The sequence below is a fragment of the Moraxella sp. genome (genome assembly GCF_024227015.1).
Lineage (GTDB): Bacteria > Pseudomonadota > Gammaproteobacteria > Pseudomonadales > Moraxellaceae > Moraxella.
This window is the reverse complement of the sequence record NZ_JAAELD010000395.1, coordinates 1-3,785: the sequence shown is the minus strand read 5'-3', so window position 1 is coordinate 3,785 and position 3,785 is coordinate 1. Positions and strand designations below refer to the sequence as shown.

The 3,785-nt window shown below is 47.9% G+C and carries 3 protein-coding genes; all 3 read right to left on the bottom strand.

All coding sequences use genetic code 11. From position 1 onward, the window contains the following. Nucleotides 1-61: 61 nt before the first annotated feature. Nucleotides 62-1,090, bottom strand: coding sequence for a tetraacyldisaccharide 4'-kinase (gene lpxK / locus GY683_RS09090; protein WP_297288420.1), 1,029 nt, complete (start codon nt 1,088-1,090; stop codon nt 62-64). After that, a complete protein-coding gene (msbA, locus tag GY683_RS09085) occupies nt 1,087-2,799 on the bottom strand; it encodes a lipid A export permease/ATP-binding protein MsbA (protein ID WP_297288421.1) in 1,713 nt (570 codons plus the stop codon). Before msbA ends, lpxK begins: the two co-directional genes overlap by 4 nt. Before the next feature lie 173 nt (nt 2,800-2,972). Beyond that, on the bottom strand, nt 2,973-3,785 hold an 813-nt coding region (locus tag GY683_RS09080; RefSeq protein ID WP_297288419.1), incomplete at its 5' end, for a ParB/RepB/Spo0J family partition protein.

Sequence of the window (3,785 nt, the reverse complement as noted above, 5' to 3'; positions counted from 1 at the left end):
TCTTGTTGAGATAATTTTCTTAGGTTGCGAATATATTTTAAACGTTCAGCCAAAGTATTCATTATACCACCCCTAACGCCCCAAGTACCCTATCCATCTCCCCATAAACACTTTCCGACAGCACCGCCTGTACAGGCAACACCCAAATGTTATCAAAAATTGCATGGTTTGGGTGCGTGCTAGCAAGTTCATGCAATTTAACCGCATCTTTACTGGTTGTAATGATTGGCAAATCAGTCAAATCAGCTAAGTCATCAAGGGCAAAATCATGATGGTCGCCAAAGGCACGCTCCACCACATCAAAGCCAAGCTCATTTAGCGTCTTAAAAAATCGAGTAGGATAGCCAATACCGCTTACGGCATAGACCTTTTGGGGTGGTAAATTTTTATCACTCTCTGATTTGTCACCTACCAAAAGCGGTATGGGCTTGCTTGGGGCTAAGTGCATAAGCAGAGCATTATCATCATAGCGTTCGGCTCGGCTGTCATGATAAATCACGGTTGCACCATTTAGGCGGTCAAGCGATTCCCGCAAAAAGCCCTGTGGAAAGAGTTTCTCATTACCAAATCCCCGCACTCCATCTACCACTATCCACTCCACATCTCGGTGTAGGGCGTAGTGTTGTAATCCGTCATCACTGATGATGAGTTGTAGAGTTGGGTGATTTTGTAGTAGTAAATCAATGACTTGCCCACGATTTACCCCCACCGCCATTGGCACGTTTGTGCTTTGGACGATAAGGCACGGCTCATCGCCGACTTCTTTAGGCGTGCTATCGGCACGAACCATTGCAGGACTACTGTCCGCCCGTCCATAACCCCGACTTATCACGCCCACGTTTACGCCTTTATCTTGCAGATACTTGATAAGAGCGATGATAAGCGGGGTTTTGCCACTACCGCCCATCGTGATATTTCCGATAACCATCACAGGAATGGAGGCGTGGTATTTGGCAAGTTTATCGTTATCATACAAGGACTTACGCACACGCCCCACCACGCCATACAGGGCGGACAGCGGAGCGAGCGTGGTTAGCATGGGGGATTTTTCTTGCCATGCCTTGGTAATGAGAAGTTCTAGATTTTTCATGGGGCGGTCGGCTCACTTTGCTCATCAAAGGTGCGTTCGTACATGGTGCGATACATACCGCCTTTGGCAAACAGCTCGTCATGCGTACCCATTTCCACAATTTGCCCTTTATCCATGACGATGATACGGTCGGCGTTTTGGATAGTAGATAAGCGATGAGCGATGACAAGCGTGGTACGACCTTGCATGACGGTTTCTAACGCCTTTTGGATATAATACTCGCTTTCGTTATCAAGGGCGGACGTGGCTTCGTCTAATATCAAAATCGGCGCGTCTTTTAACAAAGCACGAGCAATGGAGAGTCGTTGGCGTTGTCCGCCTGACAACTGCAAACCGTCCGACCCGATAAAACTATCATAACCATCTGGCAAATCCATAATAAAATCATGAGCATAAGCCGATTTACTCGCCTGTATGATGTCATCACGGGATTTGGCGGATAATGCCCCATAAGCGATGTTATGGGCGACCGTATCCAAAAACAGCGTAACCTGCTGATTAACCATGGCTATCTGTTCACGCAAGGATGATAATTTAATGTCATCAATGGGCGTGCCGTCTATCAGTATCCGCCCTGATGTCGGCGTGAGTGAACGAGTAAGCAAGTTCACCAGCGTGGTCTTGCCTGAGCCTGACCGCCCGACCACCGCCACCGTCTCGCCTGCCTTGATGTCAAGGTTAAAGTCCTTAATCGCCTGCGTGCCGCTTTCATAGGTTAGGCTCACATTCTCAAATCGAATATCGCCACGCAGCGTCGGGGTTAGCGTGCCTGTATCACGCTCTTCTGGCGTATCAATCAGCTCAAAAATAGACACACCTGCGGCAATGCCTCTTTGTAGCTTTTGATTGACATCGGTCAGTGCCTTAACGGGACGAGCAAGCAAACCTGCCGCCACCAAATAAGAGGCAAACTCCCCTGCACTGGTATCACCAAGCACTTCGGGGCGCAGCGACAGCCAAATCACAAAACACATCCCCGTCGCCATCAGCAGCTGAATAACGGGTGAATTGATGGCGGCGAGCACGGTGATTTTTAATCCTTTATTCAGGTTCTCTTTTGACGCCCTGTCGAATCGTTGCGATTCATAGGCTTGTCCGCCATAGTTCTTCACCACTTGATAGCCTGTGATTGCCTCGTTGGTGATGTGACTGACCGCGCTCATAGTGTCCTGAATGTCCATGGACAGCATGGCAAATCGCTTCGATACTTTTTTAATGATCCAAAAAATCGGCGGTACAATGACCATCAGCACCAAAGTCAAGCGCCAATTGGTATAAAACAAGAATCCAAACAACGCAATGACAGTCAAACCATCCTTCAATAACGTCGTGATAGATTCGGTAGTCGCCGCAGTCACCTGCTCCACATCAAAGATCAGCTTCGATGAAATCGTACCAGCAGGGTTGTTCAAATAAAACGCAGAAGGTAGTTTTAATAGCTTATTAAACACCTCCACACGAAGCAGATATACTAAGCTACGCGCCATCAATGCTGCATAATAACCGCCCAAGAACGCACCAACACCACGCAAAAAGAACAGCAAAATCACCAAAAACGGAAACAAAAATTTGCGCACGTTATCGTTATTATTAATCGCTTCGATGATGTACTCAAGCAGCTTGGCACTCGCCACTTCGCCACCAGCACTAATGGCAAAGCCAATCATCACCAAGATAAACGCCCACCAATAAGGCTTAAGATACGACATCAGTCGCTTAAATACGGCAAATTTATCGGCGCGTTCGAAGGCCTGCTTGCGGTTAGATGTTGCTTGAGTTGTGTGCATGATGGTCATTTTTATGAATGTATTTGATGATTTTGTTAATTTTAACAAAAAATAAAGAGGATTCGCCAAACTTCCTTGTTTGGCTTTTGTGATTTTTAGTTAAGTCCGAATTGTAACAACAGCCCTTGCAGCTCGTCATCATCATGAAAGAATATCTCAACACTGCCTTTGCCGTCCTTACCTTGTTTTAGCTTGACGGTGGCGCCCAGTAAGTCGGACAGTTTTTGATTCATGGCCTTAATTTCATGACTGTCGGAGTTGATTTTTTTGGCAGGTTCGGGATTTAGGATGGATTTTACCAGCTTTTCGGCATCGCGAACGGTCATTTTACCGTCGATGATTTTTTTGGCGATAACGGGTTGTTGCTTGTCCGATAGGGACAGTAGCGTACGCGCGTGCCCCATGTCCAACAAGCCCTCGGTCATATAGCCCTTGACAGTGTCGTGTAGGTTATTTAGGCGCAGTAGATTGGAAACGGTAGCGCGCGCCTTGCCCACCACATCAGCAATCATCGCATGACTCATGCCAAATTCGGTGTGGAATCTTTGTAGTGCTGCCGCTTGCTCAAGCACATTCAAATCCTCGCGCTGAATGTTCTCAATCAGCGCCAAGGCAATGGCGATCTCATCCGACAGAACACGCTCAATGGCAGGAATCTCGGTCAGACCTGCAATCTTGGCGGCGCGCCAACGACGTTCACCTGCGATGATCTCGTGCGTGACAGTGTCACTCGTCTTATCTTCATTCGACAGCAGCGGACGGATGACGATGGGCTGCATCACGCCATGTTGGCGGATCGAATTGGCAAGCTCATTGAGCGCCTCTTCGTTCATGTCGCGACGTGGTTGGTATTTGCCTGACTGCAGGCGATTTGGGTGGATCTGTACGAGCGTGATTTGCTCGCCATC